Genomic DNA, 16,534 nt, shown 5'->3' with positions numbered 1-16,534 from the left:
TCCAGCCGGGCGTGCGCTGATAGACATCCACACTCGCCGCCTCGTCGGCGATGGCCGAAAGGGTTGCCCATCAGGGGAGTCCTTCCGATGTCGGCCGCTCGGCGGCCGAAGAGGTGGCGGCCCCGCCGATTCGGCGCGGCGGCCGGACGAGGGTTGGGGTGATCGGCACCAGCGTGCGATGCCGCAGGCAACCCGCCCAGACGCCCGCGCCGTACGCGGTGTGATCGGCGAGCTGGCCGAGGGCGAATCGAATCGGGTCCAGCCTGGGGCGGGTGGTCAGGTAGGCGGTCACCGGCGTGCCCAGCAGTAGCGAAGCGGCGGCCGCGCGCCGGAGTCGGCGCCGCGCGGGCTTGGCGTCGCGCGCGGCGAGCAGGACCGCCAGGCCCGGGCCGGTGAACTGAATCATGAAGCGCCCCAGCCCGAGCCAGGTCTGGCGCAGGCCGATCACCGCGGTGCGGGGTGCTTCCTCGGCGGGCAGATCGATGCGGCGCAGGGTTCTGCGCGTCGCCAGCACCGAGGCGCCGAAGGCCAGTCCGGTCGGCGCGACGCGCCCGGTGAGCGCGGCGAGAACGGTGGCCGCGTGCCACGGATGCACGACCAGGGGCGGCACCGCGGTCGGATGCCGTCGCGCCAGCGGGGCGGCCGCGGCGCCGTAGTGGAATCGCCTGGCCAACAGGGCGATCCAGCGCTCGGGTTCGCGGTGGTACACCCGCACGGCGGGTTCGTAGCGGATGCGCAGACCTGCCTCGTGTAGTCGCCAGATCAGGTCGGCATCCTCGCCGTAGCGCAGTCGCTCATCGAAAAGGCCGATGTCCCGCAGGGCATTTCGGCGCACGATGAGCGCGGCGCCGGGCACGTAGGAGATGCGCGTGCCCGGCGTCACCCGGCCCTGCGCCGTGCCCATGTCCAGACTTCCGGCGACCTCGCCGTAGCGTCCGGCGGCGGTGGTGGCCTCCAGGCTGACGATGCGCGGTGCGACGGCCGCCACCAGCGGATCGGCGAAATGCGGGGCGAGCGCCTCGATCCACTCCGGGGTCGGAACGCAATCGCTGTCGATGAAGGCGACCAGTTCGGTGTCGACCGCGGCCAGACCGGTGTTGCGCGCGGCGGCGGGTCCGCCGCGGGTCTGCCGCCGCACCAGCTCCGCGGAGTGGGCTTTGGCCGTGTCCAGCAGGGCTTCTGGATCCTCGGAGCCGTCGTCCACCACGACGATCGGATGGGCGTCGCCGAGCGCGGCCAGACACTGCCGCAGTTCTTCCGCACGATCCTTCACCGGGATGACCACGGTGACCGAGAGGTCGCCGGCCGGCTCGGGTGGTCGCGGATGCGCCAGGCCGCCATCGGTCAGTCGTCTGGCCAATGCCGCCCCGGCGGGGGACCGCACCGGTCCGGTGCGCAATTCCGCCAGGGCCGCGCGGCCCTTCGCCGACAACCGCAGCACCCGGGCGGGCGAACCGCCTCGCAACGTTCCGTCGTCGACCCACACGGTCTCGGGGTCGAACTCGATGCTGAATCCCTGCGGCAGTCCGATATTCACAGCGTCAGTATTCACAGCGCCGGCCCGCCGTCCACGGGAATGACCGCACCGGTGATGCCACCTGCGGCGGGGGAAGCCAGGAAGGCCGGCGCGGCGGCGATCTCGGCGGGGTCCGGTAACCGGCCGAGGGGTTGCTGTGCGGCGGAGGCATCGGGACCGGACTGGTCGTACAGGCGAGCGCTCTCGGCGAGGATCGGGGTATCGGTGGAGCCCGGGCTGATCGCATGTTCACCGACCAGGGCTTCGAAGAGACCCCGGTGGAACAGCTCGCCGCCGAGGCGGGCGTCAGCCGTCGCACCTTCTTCCGCTACTTCGACTCCGAAGCCGTCGTGCTCTGGCATCAGTCCGACAGCGAAATAGCCCGGCTGCGCAGGGAATTCGTCGAAGTACCGGACGACGTACCGCTCGTGGAGGCGGACGGCCTCTACCCCCTGGCCATCGGCCGGGCCACCCTCGCGGTCTGCCGCGCCGCCTTCGACCACCGGGTCGTCAGCGCGGACAGTGATCTCACCGTCTACCTGGATCTGGCCATTCGGGCCCTGGGCGACGGCTTGGCGACACCGCCGCCCGCCCCCGCTCGCAGCTGAGCTCCGGCCTGCCGGAGCGCTGTTCCCGCGCGGAGGCAGGGGGCATCAGTGCTCGTGATCGTCGTCGCCGTGCGGATGGCCGTGCTGCAACTCCTCCTCGGTGGCATCGCGGATGTCCACGACCTTGACCTTGAAGTGCAGGCGCTGACCCGCCAGCGGATGGTTGGCGTCGATGGTGACATCCTCGCCGTCCACCGCGCGCACGGTCACGATCTGCGAATCGCCGTCCGGCGCCTCGGCGTGGAATTCCATACCGGGCTCCAGCTCGTCCACGCCCTCGAACATATCCCGCGGCACGGTGCTGACCAGCTCGGCCAGGTATTCGCCGTAACCGTCGTTCGGTTCGACCACGACATCGAGCTCGTCGCCGGTGCCCTTACCGTCCAGGGCCTGCTCCAGACCGGGCACGATGTTCTCCGCCCCGTGCAGGTAGATCAGCGGCTCATCGCCGACGGAGGTGTCGAGCACGTCACCGTCGTCGTCGGTCAAGGTGTACTCGATGGAGACAACCTTGTCAGCGGCAATCGACATGGTGTTGACCCTTTCGCAGAGGAATACGGAACGAGCAAATGTATCCCGACTGGTACCCATTCACGGTGCCGCGCACACCGCGCTGCCGAATGGAGTAGCCCGAGAGGGTGCCGCGGGCAGAGGTGGCACTGCCGTTGCTACGGGTGCGGGCGGGGTATCCGCGCATTGGTTGCGGCCGAGAGGTTGTGACTGGGGTACCCGGAATCCCGGCGATCTCCCCGTACCGGCGCGGTCCACGGGTGAGGGTGGCCAGCACCAGCCCGGTCCATTTATCGGCGTGCCAGCCACCCCGGCCGTCGGCTGAAGCCCACGAAAGCCCCCACCTACGAAAGGTATTCGCCGATGATCTCCGATCTCATGGCTTATCGAGAGGGCCGACCCGCACGTCGACAAGCGTAAGGCCGCATGGGCTTTCGCCTCGCCCGCCGGGGTGCGCGGCACCGCAACGGGCATGATCGACGCACTGCGCGACGAACCCGCCGACGCCCTACTGCTGGCCCAACTGACCGAGGCGCGGGCCTCCCACTCGCCGAGGCCAAGGGCATCCCCGCCATCGGACTGCGGTCCAGCCCATGTGCGCCACCGCCACCCACCCGCCCGCCTCGATGGGCGTGCGCGCCTTCGGACCGCGCGGCAATCGCCTGGCCGCCCATGTCGGCGCGGAGACGGCACCGGCGAAGCCGTCACACTGATCGAAGACCATCTGGCCGCGCACTAGCCCGGGGCGTGCCCTTCGCCGCCACAATGGGAAGGATGGTTGCCCAGTCTCGCAATAGTGTTGATAAACAATCAGCCGATCAGACCTACGGGTCGTATCTGGCGCTCGACGAGGTACTCGGCGCGCAGCATCCGCGCTCGGATGAGCACGACGAGATGCTGTTCATCGTCATCCATCAGGTGTACGAGCTGTGGTTCAAGCAGTTGCTGCACGAATTCGCGCAATTGCAAAGGCAATTGGCCGCCGGGAATACCGCGCATGCCCTGCATACGTTGCGGCGGGTATTACAGATCCTCAAAGTGATTGTCGCGCAGATCGATGTGCTGGAGACCATGACTCCGCGTCAGTTCACGAGTTTCCGGGCGCGTCTGGCGGCATCGAGCGGCTTCCAGTCCGCGCAGTTCCGCGAGTTGGAGGCGGTGCTCGGTCGGCGGGACGAGGGAGCGTTCGCGCACTATCCCGACGGCAGCCCGGCTCGGGAGCGGATTCTGGCCGCGATGTCGCGACCCTCGCTGTACGACTCGTTCCTGCGCTATCTGGCCGAGCGGGGATATCCGATCCCCGCCGAACAGCTCGACCGGGACGTGCGCAGCGCCGCCGCATCGTCGCCGTCGCTGCACCGGATACTGCTGAGCGTGTACACCGATGACGGTGGCCCGGCACAGGTCGCCGAGCGATTGGTCGATCTCGATGAGGGACTGCAGGAATGGCGGTACCGGCATGTGATGATGGTGCGCCGCACCATCGGCGACAAACCGGGAACCGGCGGCTCCTCGGGCGCGGAGTACTTGCGCGGCACCCTCTTTCAACCGGTGTTCGGCGATCTGTGGGCCGTGCGGAGTCGACTGTGACCGTCGCCGACCCGGGGCCGGGGATTCAGCGATCCTGAAGTAGACCGAGGGTATTGCCGTCGGGGTCGAGGACCTCTGCGACCCGGCGGCCCTGTCCGACATCGCGCAGGGCCTGTTTCACCGTGGCGCCGGCGGCGAGCAGTTCGGCCAGTGTGGCCTCGATATCGGACACCTCCCAGTAGATGACCGGGGTGGTGATGGCCTGCGGGCCGCCGTCGGGAACCAGGCCGATGTGATGGCCGTCGAGGTCGAAACCGACGTAGTAGGTGCCGTCGATCTGCGGTGACATGCCGAGCAGGGCCGAGTACACCGCCGTCGCCTTGGCCAGATCGGAGACGGGGTGCAGCACGGTCTTGATGCCCTTGGCTGCGATGGCGGTCATGGCTGCTCCTGAGATGTGCGTTCGCGCTGGTCGATACGGGTAATACGGTATTTCCGGCGCGACGGCGCGACATCCGTGGTGACCACGGAACGCGCCACGGAGAAAAGGGCGCGACGGCGTTCGCACGCAAGCGAAATGCTCGTGCGTGAGAATGTGGGCGTGTCGAAGTCGAAGCCTGCCGCCGGGATCTCCGATCGTGAGGCGGAAGTGCTCGCCCTGGTGGGGCAATACCGCACCAATGCCGCGATCGCCGCGCAGCTGTTCATCTCGGTGCGCACGGTGGAGACCCACGTGTCCTCGCTGCTGCGCAAGGTCGGCGTGCCGGATCGGCGGGCGCTGGCCGAACGAGCCGCCGATTTCGAGCGCGTCGAGGACGGCGGCGCGGCGGCCGCGGTACTGCCCGCACCGCTGACCTCGTTCGTCGGGCGCGCCCAGGAACGCACCGCCCTGCGCGCGGCCGTACGGGCGCATCGACAGGTGACCGCGCTGGGGCCCGGCGGTGTCGGCAAGACGCGACTGGCCCTGGCCGTCGCGGCGGATCTCGCCACCGAATTCACCGGCGGCGCATGGTTTGTGGACCTGGTGCCGGTGACCGATCCGGCCATGACGGGGGCCGCGGTGGCGCGGGCGCTGCGCCTCGGTGAGCAGCAGGGGCGCAGCCTCGACGAATCGGTCTCGGCCGCGCTGGGTGAGCGCCGAGTGTTGCTGGTGCTCGACAATTGCGAGCATCTGCGCGACGGAGTGGCGCCGTTCCTCGAACACCTGCTTGCGAATTGTCCGAATACCACGGTGCTGGCCACCAGCCGCGCACGACTCATGGTGCCGTTCGAACAGGTCTTCACGGTGCCGCCGCTGCCACTCGGCGATGACGCGGACGACGCCGTGGCATTGTTCCTGGATCGGGCCGCGGCGCTGGGCTGGCCGGTGGACACCGAACAGCTGGGCCGGGTGCGGGAGATCTGCGGCCGGCTCGACGGTCTGGCGCTGGCCATCGAACTCGCGGCGGCCCGACTGCCCGCTCTCGGCCTCGACGGACTCGGTGCGAGCCTCGCGGATCCCCTGCGGCTGCTGGTCGGCGGCCGCCGGGCCGACGAACGGCACCGGTCCGTGCGCGCCATGCTGGATTGGAGCCAGGCGCTGCTGACCGATGAGGACCGCCGGGTGCTGCGGCGGATCTCGGTGTTCGTCGCGCCCTTCACCGCCGCCGACGCCACGGCGGTGGCGGGATCGGCGGAATGGGATCCCATGGCGGTCGCCGATGGACTGGCCCGGCTCACCGAACAAAGCCTGCTGACCATGGTGCCGTCCGCGCGCGGCACTCGATACCGGGCGCTGGAGACCATCCGCCAATACGAGCGGGAAGAACTCGCCGCCGCGGGCGAACTCGACGAAGTCCTTGCGCGCCATCTGAATTGGTGTGCGGCGACCGCCGGTGAGCTGCTCGCCGATTCCGCGCCGATGACCCGCGACCGGCAGTCCGCGTTCGACGCCGTCGGCGACGATATGCGCGCGGCGCTGGGGTGGGCAGCCGCGCTGCCCGAACGGCGGGCCGACGCGCACGCACTGGCGATCTCGTTGGCGCGGTTGGCATTCGCCCGAAATCTCATCGGCGAATCCCAGCTCCGCTACGAACAGGCGGCGGCGCTGACCGATGACCCGGTCGCGGCGGGCGCGAGCCTGCGGCGCGCCGCCGAGGTGGCCGGATGCCGGATGCGCGGTCAGGACATGTACCGCCTGTATCGGTCGGCGGCCGAAATCGCCCTCGGCGCCGGTGATTCCGCGTCGGCGGCACAGGATCTGGCCACCGCGGCGATTACCGCGTATCGCATGTCCGAGACCTTCGCGCAGCCGGTCGCGACGGGTGCGGCCGCGGCGTTGCTGTCGCGGGCGCGCACCCTCGCCGGTGCGGATCCGGCCGCGTCGGCCGCGGTGGCCCTCGCCGAATGCGGAGTGCTCTCCGACACCGATCCCGAGTCGAAAACCGCTGCTTCCGTAGCTATCTCGCGTGCACTGCATGCGGTGGAGCTGGCCGATCGCACCGGTGATCCGCTCGCGCGCAGCGCGGCCCTGGACGCCCTCGCCGCCGCGCAAACCTGGGCCGGGGATATCTTCGCCACCGCCGAGACCACCCTGCGGCGAGTCGCCCTGCTGGCCGCCATGCCGCACACACCCGCCAGCGCGCTCGAACACCTCAACGCCCTGTCCGAGGCGGCCGAGATCGGTATCGGGGTAGGCGATCTCCGGGGTGCCCGGCGCTGGGCCGAACAATTGCGCGACCTGCCGCTGCTGGCCGAGCGCGGCGATGTCGCCACCTCCGCGCTCCTGATCGCGGATGCCCTGGCGGGCAACCTCGATGACGTGCTCATCGGCAGTGGACGATTCCTCGATGCCTGGGAAGTCTCCGGCCGTCCGCACGCCCCCGGTCTCGTACCGGCCGCCCTCGCCGTCGCGCTGGCCCACGGTCTGCGCGGTGATGACGCCGTGCGGGCTGAATGGCTGGCCATCGCCGAAGCACTCGGTGGCGCGGCCGATCAGCACGCCGCGTACCGCGCCGTGTGCGCCGCCCTGGTGCTGCTGGACCGCGGGCACACCGATGAGGCGCTGGCCGAATTGGCCGCCGAACCGGATGCGCTGGACGATCGCGATATCTGGATCTGGCGGCACTGGTATGTCGCGCTGCGCGCCGAAGCCGCCGTCCTGGCGGGTCATCCCGATGCCCGCGGCTTCGTCACCTCGGCGCGAACAGCGGTGTCCCGCAACCCCATAGCCGCTCCGATCGTCGAGCGGGCCGCCGCCCTCCTGGACCACGACCCCGGCCGCCTACCCGCCCTCGCCGCCGAATTCGACCGCGCCCGGTGCCACTATCAGCGCATCCGAACGCTGACCCTCGCCGCCGACGGCAGCGCCTGATCCGGACCGGGCTGTACATAGGACAGTGCGGGCGCACCCTTTCGGATGCGCCCGCACTGTCATACGGGTATTACCGGAAACTCAATCCTTGACCAATTGTGGTGTGGCGTCTTCGAGTTCGTCCATCGAGACCGCGTGCTCCATGGCCGGGGCGCGATTGGGCAGCAGCACCGCCATCACGATGACCAGGAGGGACAGGGCCGCGGAGACCGCGAAGGCCAGGCGCATACCGCCCAGGTGGGCGTCCAGCGCCGGGGTGCCCGAGTCCAGCAGGGAGGTGGCGCGCGAGGACATGACCGTCACGACCAGGGCGGTGCCGAAGGCCGCGGCCACCTGCTGCAGGGTGCCGAGCATCGAGCTGCCATGCGAGTAGAGGTGCATGGGGAGCGCGCCCAGGCCGAGGGTGAAGACCGGGGTGAACGCCGCGGCCAGCGAGGCCATCAGCAGGATGTGCAGACCCAGCAGCTGCCAGTACGGCATGGTCAGCGAGATCTGGGTGAAACCGGCCAGGGCCGCGGTGATTCCGACCGAGGCCGGAATGACCAGCACGCGTCCGCCGAAGCGGTCGAAGATCTTGCCGACGGTGGGGCCGAGCAGTCCCATGGCCAGGCCGCCGGGCATGACCAGCAGACCGGTCTGCAGCGGGCTCAGCCCGCGCAGGTTCTGCAGGTACAGCGGCAGCAGGATCATCGAGCCCATCATGGCCAGGAAGGCGACCGCCATGAGAACCAGCGACTTGGAGTAGGTCGGGGCCAGCAGGATGCGCAGATCCAGCAGCGGGGTTCCGGTGCGCTGCAGGCGAATCTGCCGCCAGGCGAAGATCGCGATCAGCGCCACACCGGCGGCGATGATCAGCGCCGGGGCCGCCACATTGCCATTGCCGAATTTGCTCAAGCCGTACACCAGACTGCCGAAGCCGAGCGCGGCGAAGGCCATACTGGACACGTCGATGGCGCCGGCCTGCGGTTCACCGATGTTCTCCAGTCGGCGCAGACCCAGCCAGGTGACCACACCCGCGATCGGCAGCACCAGCAGGAACAGCCAGCGCCAGGACGCGATCTGCAGCACCAGACCGGAGATGACCGGACCCATGGCGGGCGCGACCGAGATCGCCAGCGTCACATTGCCCATCACGCGACCGCGATCCTGCTCCGGCACCACCGTCATGAGGGTGGTCATCAGCAGCGGCATCATGATCGCGGTGCCGCCGGCCTGAATGACCCGGCCCACCAGCAGAACCGCGAAGGTCGGCGCGACCGACGACAGCGCTGTGCCGAAGAGGAAGACGCCCATCGCGATGGCGTAGGCGCGGCGGGTGGTGACCCGCTGCAGGAACCAGCCGGTGGCCGGAATGACCGCGGCCATGGTGAGCATGAAAGCGGTGGAGACCCACTGTGCCGAGCGCTCACCGACCTTCAGGTCCGTCATCAGGCGCGGAATGGCGTTGATCATGATGGTTTCGTTCAGAATCACCACGAAGGTCGCGAGCACCAGCAGCCGGATGACCGTCGGTGTCCGCCCTCCCGTGGAAGCCTGCGCTCCCGCGGGTGCGGATATATCGGCGTGCATCGGGTACCTCCGGGGATGTGAGCGTGAACGATGGGTGGCCCGACGCTGAGTCTTCGACTCCCGCTTCCCGGCGCCACACGAGAACAGACGGGAACGAGACGCTCAACTCATCGGTCGGGCGTCAGTATTCCGGTCGGCACCGACACAAATCCTCTGGTTTTCGGCCGCCGGTTCGGTTATGCGTGCGCTGATTCACAGGCTCACCAGCGGCTTTCCAGACGCTGAGATTTCACGGTGACCCTGGTCACGCGCACACTCACCCAGGCTGGGTGGGTGCGCGCCGGTGTGCGGCGGCCCGGAGTGCCGCACAATCGAATCGGCCGGTGATTCAGTGCGGGTCCACTTGGCGCGCACTTAAGGGGTATCGCGCTTGTGGCGGTGCCAGCCTTTGGTCACCGTGAATCCCGGTCTGCCACGCTTTCGCCCATGACGGCGGGCGCATCCGGCACACAGCGGGACTGTGCGGCGTTGTGTATCGCCGTCGAGCGGCGCATGGCGATCCGGCTTACAGTGGGACCCGTTGCGGGAGAACTCTTTCGGGTGATCGACCTGCTCGGCGGGCTGCTGCGGCACAGTCGCACCGTGAGCGGCGTCTGGGAGATGGACCCGACCCTGGCCGATGAGTTGCCGGGCACCGAGCGCATGCGCGAGATAGAGGACTTCCTGGCGCTGGCCCGGCGGATCGTGCGCGAATCCGATCAGATCTGCCCGGCCGAGCCGACCGCGCCCGAACGGCGGCGGCGGGTCTGGGGCGATCTCACCGATCTGCTCATTCGCGCCGAGACGCTGGCCGAGCGCATCGTGCGAGTCGTTCCGCGCCGGCACAATACCGTCGAAGGCTCCCGCGAGATCTCCCGGCTGCGCCTGGCCACCCATGCCGACACCCTGGTCGAGGCCGCCCTGCTCATCCGCTCGGCGGTCCGCGAAGCGCTGCGGGTACCCACCCCCGACGTCGATGCCCTGCGCCTGGCGGCCACCGCCGACCTGGTCATGCAATTGGCCGCCGACCTCGACGCCGACGCGTGTATCAGTGCGCGCCAGAGCATTTGAACGAACTTGGATCGAAGAGCAGGGAGCACCATGCGCGCCGTTCCGGCCGAGAACCACGGCAGCGAACACAAGATGCTGGGCAGCTATATGCAGCGCCAGCGGCTCGAACTCGGACTGACGCAGGCGCAGGTCGCGGCACTGCTGTTCATGTCCAGTTCGGGTTTCGAGAAGTATGAGAACGGGCAGCGGGTGCCCACCGTCGCGGCCATCCGATCCTGGTGTACCGCACTGGAATTGCCGCGCTACAAGCGGCGCAAGGTGTGGTCCATGGTGATGGGGGAGGACCTCACCGTCGCGGCCGGACAGCTGGAGACGGTGACCGCCGCCGAACTCAATCTGATGAATCACCTGCCGGGACCGGCGTTCCTGCACCGGGTTCCGGAGTATTACGTGCTCGGGGCGAATCATCGTGCGGTGGAGATGTTTCCATGGCTCGATCCGGCATTGGCCACCCCCGACCGGCCGCTCAATGTGATCGTGCAGATGATGACCGACCCGCGGGCGCGTGAGGTGCTGGTCAACTGGGAGTCCATCGTGCACCGGCTGATCTACATTCTGAAGGAGAACTCGCTGGGGATCGTCCCCGAAGCCGAGATCGCCGCGATTCGCCAAGCCTGCCAAGCCAATCCGCATTTCGACCGGATGTGGGAGACCGCGATGCCCACGCACGCGTACTACGACGACACCGTGATCGTTCGCGAACCCGAATGCGGTGAGGAGATCGTCTTCCAGATGGATTCGCTGCGCTGGGCGCATCCCTGGCGGGATATCGAAATATTCAGTCTGACACCGCGAAACATCGATGGAGCCGCACCGTTGCACGAGACGGTGCCCGGTATCTTCGCCTGGTGACCTCGGAGATCGTGCGCACGGTTAACGTCTCTGCGCTCCCGCTCGATTCTCTTGATGGCTCGGGGTGAATTCGAATCGGGAGAAACACATGAAGGCATGGGTTGTGGCGTTCGCGGCCGTCGCGGCGATCGGCGGGATCGCCGGATGCGGTGACGGCTCCGTCGTCACCGGGGGATCACCCGGCGCGAGCGCACCGGCGACCGCCCCGGCGGACGGTGATCCGGCGCCGGGCGGCGGCAACGGGCCCGGCTCGCCGAGCACCGTCGCCGCCCCGGCCACCACGAACCCCGGCCGCGATGCCGCGAATGTGGACGCGCGCGACTTCCAACAGGGCGATAAGTACTACTTCCAGTCGCCCACCGGAAACATCATGTGCGGCTTCGTCAATGAGGGCACCTTCGGCACCGGCTGCCAACTCGAACACGTCTCGGTGGTGCCCGCCGAACTCCCCGACTGCGGCACCCGTGCCAACCGTGCCGTAGCGGCCGATATCACCGGCTCGAAAGCCGAGTTCCTCTGCCTCAACCAGGGCGTATTCGTCGGTTCGCCGCTGGGCCCGGTCACCCCCGGGAACAACAAGGGCGGCGGCAAGGTCCTCGAATACGGCCAAACCCTCATCGTCCGCGGCGTCGCCTGCACCTCCACCCAAGCCGGAGTCCGCTGCGACTCCGGCGGCCACGGCTTCTTCATCGCCGCAGACCGGCAACAACTCTTCTGATCGCCGGACGTTCCGGGCCGCCCACCGAGCTGGGTCTGCGAGCGGCGAGTCGGCCGTAGGTTCGAGTCGGGTGGCCGAGCTGAGCCGGCCGCCCCGGTACGAGTACGGCCGAGCTGAGATCGGCTCTCGCGGTCCTGACCTACACGGCTGGGGTCAGCCGCAGCCCAGGCGAGCTGAGGTAGGTGGTCGGACGGGAGGGTGGGGCAGGCAGACTGGTCGGCAATGAAACTGCCTGAACTGCCTGATCTGCCCGTGCGGGCCGTGCTGGATGAGGTCGTGGAGACCCTTGCCGCGCGGGGGACCGCGGTGTTGGTCGCCCCGCCCGGGACCGGTAAGACGACGCTCGTTCCCTTGGCGCTGGCCGCCGGGGTGAGTGGTCGGGTGGTGGTCGCCGAACCGCGAAGGCTGGCGGCGCGCGCGGCGGCGGGGCGGATGGCGGCGCTGCTCGGGGAGTCGGTCGGAGCGACCGTCGGGTATTCGGTGCGCGGGGATCGGAAGGTGGGGGCGGGTACTCGCGTGGAGGTCGTCACCTCCGGACTATTGGTGCGCCGCCTACAGAATGATCCGGAACTGGCCGGGGTCGATGTGGTGGTGCTCGATGAATGCCATGAGCGGCACCTGGATGCCGACCTGCTGCTGGCCCTGCTCCTGGACGCGCGCGCCGGGCTCCGCCCAGACTTGCGAGTCCTGGCCACCTCCGCCACCGTCGCGGCCGATCGGCTGGCCGCACTCCTGGGTGGCGCGGGACCGGAATCCGAATCGGCGGGTCGCGCGCGCCCGACATCCGAGTCGGTTGGTGATGCTGTTTCGGCACCCGAGTCGCGTCGTGGCGCAAGCGCGGCACGGGAGTTGATCGGAGCCGCGAGTCGCGCGCCCGTATTGGAGGTGCATGGGCGGGCGTATCCCGTTGAGATGGAGTATGTTTCGGCGCTGCCCAAGGAGCGGGTGGAGGCGCACGTCGCTCGGGTGACGCGGTCGGCGCTGGCCGGGTCCGAGGGGGATGTGCTGGTTTTTCTGCCGGGTGCGGCCGAGATACGCCGGGTGGCGGCGCAGCTCTCCGGGCTGGCCGAGGTCGACGTTATGCCGTTGCACGGCAGGCTGTCCGGTGCGGCGCAGGATGCGGCGCTGCGCCAGGGGGCACGGCGGCGGGTCGTATTGTCCACCGCCGTAGCGGAATCCAGCCTCACGGTGCCGGGTGTGCGTGCGGTCGTGGATTCCGGGTTGGCCCGAGTACCCCGCGTCGATCATCGGCGGGGGCTCTCCGGGCTTGCGACAGTACGTGTTTCGGCCGCTGTCGCCGAGCAGCGCGCGGGCCGCGCCGGGCGTGAGGCGCCCGGTTGGGCCTGGCGCTGCTGGCCCGAGTACGAGCACGCGACGCTGCCCGCCTATCCGGAGCCGGAGATCCGCACCGCCGATCTCACCCGTCTCGCGCTGGAACTGTCCTGCTGGGGGACCGCCGACGGTCAGGGGCTCGGCTGGTGGGATCCCCCGCCCCCGGGAGCTCTCGCCGCGGGGCGAGAGGTATTGCGCGCCTTGGGAGCCGAGGAAGCCGACGGCACCGTCACCGACCGTGGCCGCCGCATGGCAGCCCTCGGCCTGCACCCCCGCCTCGCCCGTGCGCTGCTCGACGGTGCGGCAGCGGTCGGAGCCCGATCCGCCGCCGAGGTGGTGGCGCTGCTCGACGACGACACCGTCATCGCCACGGTGAACCTGGTCTCCGGTATCCGCACCCTGCGCGCCGATCCACCTCAGCGCTGGAAACGCGAGGTCGATCGCCTGACCCGCCTGGTCGAGAGCGCCGAAGCCGGGTCGACCCGCGAATCGAGAACGGGCGGGGGAGATCGCGGCGCGGCGACCGCCGGATCCCCGCCGCGCGCGGGCGTATCCATGCCCCGGGCCTCAGGTGACTTGGCTCTTGTTGCCGCACTGGCCTATCCCGAGCGATTGGCGCGACAGCGCGGGCCGGGATCGTCGAGCTATCTGATGGCCGGTGGCACCGCCGTATCCCTGCCGCCGGGTTCCGGTGTGGGGGAGGCGGAGTGGCTCGCGGTGGCCGGGGCATCGCGGGATCCGGGTCGCTCCGAGGGGCGAATTCGCCTGGCCGCCATCGCCGATGAGGACCTCGCCCGCCAGGCCGCCCCGGATCTGGTGGTGACCGCCGACGAGGTCGACTGGATCGACGGCGACGTGGTGGCCCGGCGGGTGCGGCGACTGGGCGCGATCCTGCTGTCGGAGAAGCCTTTACGCAATCCGGACCGGTCACTGGTGGAGCGGGCGCTACGCCGCGGCCTGGCCGCGGTCGGACCCGGCCTGCTGCGCTGGAATGCCGACGCGGTCGCACTGCGCCGGCGCCTGGCCTTCCTGCACCGCACCCTCGGCGCACCCTGGCCCGCCGTGAATGATGAAGCGCTACTGGAGGATCCGGACAGTTGGCTCGGCCCGGAACTCGCCACCGCCAACCGCCGCGCCGACCTCGAACGCGTCGATGCCGGTCAAGCCCTGCGCCGCCTACTGCCCTGGCCCGAAGCCGCTCGCTTGGACGAACTCGCCCCCGAACGCCTGGAGGTCCCCTCCGGCAGCCGCGTGCGCATCGACTACTCCGGCGATGTTCCCGTACTGGCGGTGAAGGTCCAGGAGATCTTCGGCTGGGCCGACCTCCCGCGCCTGGCCGACGGGCACACATCCCTTCTGCTGCACCTGCTCTCGCCCGCACAGCGCCCCATCGCCGTCACCGCCGACCTGGCCTCCTTCTGGCGCACCGGCTGGCCCCAGGTCCGCGCCGAACTCCGCGGCCGCTACCCCAAACACGCCTGGCCGGAAGACCCCACCACCGTTCCACCGCATCGCGGCACCGCCCGGCGCATACCCCGGGACTGAACGCACAGCGCACCCCGCCGAGGAGTGGGTGTACGAACTCGGCGGGGTGCGACTCGCGCCGTCAGGAGGCGCGAGGGATCGGGGTGTTGTGCCGGGCGATCGTCCACCAGCGGCCGTTCTCCTTCAGCAGGACGTACAGCGCGACCATGGCCGGGTCCTGGTCCAGCAGTTCGCCGGTGGCCGTGGTTTCGCGAGCCACCTTGTGCACCAACGCCATATCGGGGCGTGGGAAGGTGATGTCGGTGATGTCGTAGCGGACGAACTGATCCTTCAGGAATCCGGCGAGCCCGGCCTCGGAGGCCGCGCGTACCGCCTCCGCGCCGCGCAGCACCATGCCGACCGCATTGCCCGCGCTGGCGTTCGCGGCGAAATCGGCGGCCATCAGGTTCGGATCGTTGGTATTGAACGCCTGCTGCGCGTTCGCGATCACCCGGGTGATGGCGGCTATATCCGCGGTGTGATCGACGCTGGCGTCCTCGATGACCGGTGCGGTCGTGGCTGCGGTACTCATGATCGATATCCTGATACCTCAACCAATGTTCAGGTCAAGTGGGTGCCCGCGGATCGGGAGTGATCCACCTCACTCTCGTAACCCTTGCCTGCATACCCCCTAGGGGTATTAACTCTCATCCGTACGGAAGATCGAAAACGGTTGAGAGGGGCCGAGAAAATGACCACCCACGCGCATACAGCAGATCACACCGCCCACGCGGCACACGACCCCCACGCCGGACACCACGCGCAGCCGGAGCATGCCGAGCACGGCGCGCACGGCGATCACGCCGCCCACGCGGCCCATGCCGATCACGCTGCTCATGACGCGGCCGCGACCCAGGATGCGCACGCGGGCCACGGTGCCCACGCGGGCCACGGTGCCCACGCCGGGCATGACGCGCACGCCGGGCACGGCGGCGGACTGCCGGGCGGATTGCAGATCAGCCAGGACGGCTACACCCTCGAGCTGGCCGAAACCATCCTGACCGCAGGCGAATTCGAGTTCCGGTTCCGGATTCTCGGACCCGAGGGCGAGCCGGTGACCGAGTACACGCCGCTGCACGACCGCGACCTGCACCTGATCGTGGTGCAGCGGGAGCTGACCGGGTTCTGGCATGTGCACCCCGAGCTGGCGGCAGACGGTACCTGGGCCGTACGCCTGAATCTGCCTGCGGCGGGGGCATATCGGGCCTTCACCGATATCGCGCCGACCGCGCTGGGCAAGACCATCACCCTCGGGGCCGACTTCGCCGTCGCGGGCGAGTACGCGCCGCGGCCCACCCCGGAAGCCGCGCGCACCGCCGAGGTCGACGGCTACCAGATCACCCTCGACGGCGATCTGGTCCCCGGCGAAGGCCGCCTGCTCACCCTCACCGTGCGCAAGGACGGCGACCCGGTCACCGATCTCCAGCCGTACCTCGCCGCCTTCGGTCACCTGGTGATCCTGCGCGCGGGTGATCTGGCCTACGTGCACGTGCACCCCAATGGCGAGCCCGGCGACGGCGTCACCGCCCCCGGCCCGGACATCACCTTCCACACCGCCGTCCCGGGTCCCGGCACCTACCGGCTCTTCCTGGATTTCAAGCACGGCGATACCGTCCGCACCGCGCCGTTCACCCTCGCCACCACCCGCTGACCACTCCGCCGGACCCTGCCCGCGCCCCCGTCGCACCACTGCGATGGGGGCGCAGCGCGTTCGCGGCGAACTCCCAGGCGAGCTGAAGCGTGGGTACAACGTTCGCTGGTGGACGCGGGCGTGCTGATGGGCGGCTGGCTGATCGTCTGCGCAGCGATATGAGCCGGTCCTTCCACTCCTACTGCTCGGTCATGCTGGTCCCGCCGATCGCGGCGCTCATCGGTATCTCCGCCACCCAGCTGTGGCGGCGGCGCGATGGAAGCGCCATCCGCGCAACGCTTTTCACAATGAGCCTGGTAACCGGCGCGTGGACATTCGTCCC

At 69.4% G+C, this 16,534-nt stretch carries 14 protein-coding genes; 8 read left to right on the top strand and 6 right to left on the bottom strand.

The genetic code is table 11. The features are described 5' to 3' along the window. Positions 1-70: 70 nt before the first annotated feature. Together mftF and NA10_RS25385 are read right to left on the bottom strand one after the other, a co-directional pair. On the bottom strand, positions 71-1,537 hold the full coding sequence (gene mftF, locus NA10_RS25390; RefSeq protein ID WP_067572314.1) for a mycofactocin biosynthesis glycosyltransferase MftF: 1,467 nt from the start codon (positions 1,535-1,537) through the stop codon (positions 71-73). 11 nt (positions 1,538-1,548) lie between these two features. Further along, on the bottom strand, positions 1,549-1,878 hold the full coding sequence (locus NA10_RS25385; protein ID WP_067572269.1) for an SDR family oxidoreductase: 330 nt from the start codon (positions 1,876-1,878) through the stop codon (positions 1,549-1,551). Between NA10_RS25385 and NA10_RS25380 the strand changes: the two genes are divergently transcribed. Beyond that, positions 1,762-2,124: a TetR family transcriptional regulator gene (locus NA10_RS25380; RefSeq protein ID WP_373862420.1), complete on the top strand. Its 363-nt coding sequence runs from the start codon at positions 1,762-1,764 to the stop codon at positions 2,122-2,124. The two genes, NA10_RS25385 and NA10_RS25380, sit on opposite strands and share 117 nt — an antisense overlap. 45 nt (positions 2,125-2,169) lie before the next feature. On the opposite strand, the gene NA10_RS25375 is transcribed toward NA10_RS25380, so the two are convergent. Continuing rightward, complete coding sequence (locus tag NA10_RS25375; protein ID WP_067572265.1) at positions 2,170-2,655, bottom strand: FKBP-type peptidyl-prolyl cis-trans isomerase; 486 nt, start codon at positions 2,653-2,655, stop codon at positions 2,170-2,172. Positions 2,656-3,408: 753 nt separating this feature from the next. Here NA10_RS25375 and NA10_RS25370 point away from each other — a divergent pair. Beyond that, positions 3,409-4,224, top strand: coding sequence for a tryptophan 2,3-dioxygenase (locus NA10_RS25370; RefSeq protein ID WP_067572263.1), 816 nt, complete (start codon positions 3,409-3,411; stop codon positions 4,222-4,224). Between the two features lie 25 nt (positions 4,225-4,249). Here the strand turns inward: NA10_RS25370 and NA10_RS25365 are convergent, their stop codons facing one another. After that, positions 4,250-4,606, bottom strand: a complete 357-nt coding sequence (locus NA10_RS25365) for a VOC family protein (RefSeq protein ID WP_067572261.1) — start codon at positions 4,604-4,606, stop codon at positions 4,250-4,252. Between the two features lie 159 nt (positions 4,607-4,765). Between NA10_RS25365 and NA10_RS25360 the strand changes: the two genes are divergently transcribed. Continuing rightward, entirely contained in the window at positions 4,766-7,516 is a 2,751-nt protein-coding gene (locus NA10_RS25360; protein WP_218021579.1) for an ATP-binding protein, read from the top strand. An 81-nt stretch (positions 7,517-7,597) separates the two neighbouring features. On the opposite strand, the gene NA10_RS25355 is transcribed toward NA10_RS25360, so the two are convergent. Then, the gene (locus tag NA10_RS25355) at positions 7,598-9,085 is read right to left on the bottom strand and encodes an MDR family MFS transporter (RefSeq protein ID WP_067572259.1); all 1,488 of its coding nucleotides are present in this window, start codon (positions 9,083-9,085) and stop codon (positions 7,598-7,600) included. A gap of 426 nt (positions 9,086-9,511) precedes the next feature. Here NA10_RS25355 and NA10_RS25350 point away from each other — a divergent pair, with 426 nt between their 5' ends. The 4 genes from NA10_RS25350 (at position 9,512) to hrpB (ending at position 14,582) form a co-directional block, all read left to right on the top strand. Further along, positions 9,512-10,135, top strand: a complete 624-nt coding sequence (locus tag NA10_RS25350; protein ID WP_157556728.1) for a hypothetical protein — start codon at positions 9,512-9,514, stop codon at positions 10,133-10,135. A gap of 30 nt (positions 10,136-10,165) precedes the next feature. Continuing rightward, positions 10,166-10,987, top strand: coding sequence for a helix-turn-helix domain-containing protein (locus NA10_RS25345; RefSeq protein ID WP_067572255.1), 822 nt, complete (start codon positions 10,166-10,168; stop codon positions 10,985-10,987). Positions 10,988-11,075: 88 nt separating this feature from the next. Continuing rightward, positions 11,076-11,705 (top strand): hypothetical protein, encoded by a 630-nt coding sequence (locus tag NA10_RS25340; RefSeq protein WP_174562551.1) that lies wholly within the window; start codon positions 11,076-11,078, stop codon positions 11,703-11,705. 222 nt (positions 11,706-11,927) lie between these two features. Next, on the top strand, positions 11,928-14,582 hold the full coding sequence (hrpB, locus tag NA10_RS25335) for an ATP-dependent helicase HrpB (RefSeq protein WP_067572250.1): 2,655 nt from the start codon (positions 11,928-11,930) through the stop codon (positions 14,580-14,582). Between the two features lie 61 nt (positions 14,583-14,643). Here hrpB and NA10_RS25330 read toward each other — a convergent pair whose 3' ends face one another. After that, positions 14,644-15,093 (bottom strand): SgcJ/EcaC family oxidoreductase, encoded by a 450-nt coding sequence (locus NA10_RS25330; protein ID WP_067572248.1) that lies wholly within the window; start codon positions 15,091-15,093, stop codon positions 14,644-14,646. 159 nt (positions 15,094-15,252) lie between these two features. On the opposite strand from NA10_RS25330, the gene NA10_RS25325 reads away from it, so the two are divergent. Beyond that, positions 15,253-16,212, top strand: coding sequence for a DUF8832 domain-containing protein (locus NA10_RS25325; RefSeq protein WP_067572247.1), 960 nt, complete (start codon positions 15,253-15,255; stop codon positions 16,210-16,212). Positions 16,213-16,534 lie beyond the last annotated feature (322 nt).

The sequence above is a fragment of the Nocardia acidivorans NBRC 108247 genome, from assembly GCF_001625085.1.
GTDB lineage: Bacteria > Actinomycetota > Actinomycetes > Mycobacteriales > Mycobacteriaceae > Nocardia > Nocardia acidivorans.
Note: the sequence above shows the minus strand (reverse complement) of the source record. Positions and strands in the feature narration are given on the sequence as shown.

What these genes read in the sequence shown, in the direction of transcription:
- NA10_RS25380 (WP_373862420.1), top strand. Translation starts at nt 1,762, where the DNA reads ATGTTCACCGACCAGGGCTTCGAAGAGACCCCGGTGGAACAGCTCGCC.
- NA10_RS25385 (WP_067572269.1), bottom strand. Translation starts at nt 1,878, where the DNA reads ATGCCAGAGCACGACGGCTTCGGAGTCGAAGTAGCGGAAGAAGGTGCG.
- NA10_RS25375 (WP_067572265.1), bottom strand. Translation starts at nt 2,655, where the DNA reads ATGTCGATTGCCGCTGACAAGGTTGTCTCCATCGAGTACACCTTGACC.
- NA10_RS25370 (WP_067572263.1), top strand. Translation starts at nt 3,409, where the DNA reads ATGGTTGCCCAGTCTCGCAATAGTGTTGATAAACAATCAGCCGATCAG.
- NA10_RS25365 (WP_067572261.1), bottom strand. Translation starts at nt 4,606, where the DNA reads ATGACCGCCATCGCAGCCAAGGGCATCAAGACCGTGCTGCACCCCGTC.
- NA10_RS25355 (WP_067572259.1), bottom strand. Translation starts at nt 9,085, where the DNA reads ATGCACGCCGATATATCCGCACCCGCGGGAGCGCAGGCTTCCACGGGA.
- NA10_RS25350 (WP_157556728.1), top strand. Translation starts at nt 9,512, where the DNA reads ATGACGGCGGGCGCATCCGGCACACAGCGGGACTGTGCGGCGTTGTGT.
- NA10_RS25345 (WP_067572255.1), top strand. Translation starts at nt 10,166, where the DNA reads ATGCGCGCCGTTCCGGCCGAGAACCACGGCAGCGAACACAAGATGCTG.
- NA10_RS25340 (WP_174562551.1), top strand. Translation starts at nt 11,076, where the DNA reads ATGAAGGCATGGGTTGTGGCGTTCGCGGCCGTCGCGGCGATCGGCGGG.
- hrpB (WP_067572250.1), top strand. Translation starts at nt 11,928, where the DNA reads ATGAAACTGCCTGAACTGCCTGATCTGCCCGTGCGGGCCGTGCTGGAT.
- NA10_RS25330 (WP_067572248.1), bottom strand. Translation starts at nt 15,093, where the DNA reads ATGAGTACCGCAGCCACGACCGCACCGGTCATCGAGGACGCCAGCGTC.
- NA10_RS25325 (WP_067572247.1), top strand. Translation starts at nt 15,253, where the DNA reads ATGACCACCCACGCGCATACAGCAGATCACACCGCCCACGCGGCACAC.